A 247-nucleotide genomic window follows, 5' to 3' on the forward strand; every position below is an offset into this window, starting at 1 on the left:
GCCTCCTCGGTCGTGCCGGCAAAGCGCTCGATGGTCGGCGCGACCTCGACGTGGTCGGCGTAATGGAAGTACTGATAGATCAGCAGCGCCGCCTCGCCGTAGGCGAATGCCGGCAGCAGCTTGTCCAGATCGGGCGCGGGCAGGCGCCGCAGAGGCAGGGAATCGCCGGCATTGCCATCCTGCGAGGAATACGCATAGCGCTCGATGTCTGGCTTCAGGTGCGCGCCGGCGTAGGGAAAGGTGCCAG

General features: G+C 66.4%; 1 pseudogene. It reads right to left on the bottom strand.

What is annotated here, in order from left to right:
* A pseudogene (locus SB751_RS33900) lies at positions 1-247 on the bottom strand (hypothetical protein); the annotation flags it as partial.

This window comes from Cupriavidus sp. SIMBA_020, assembly GCF_046535395.1.
GTDB lineage: Bacteria > Pseudomonadota > Gammaproteobacteria > Burkholderiales > Burkholderiaceae > Cupriavidus > Cupriavidus campinensis.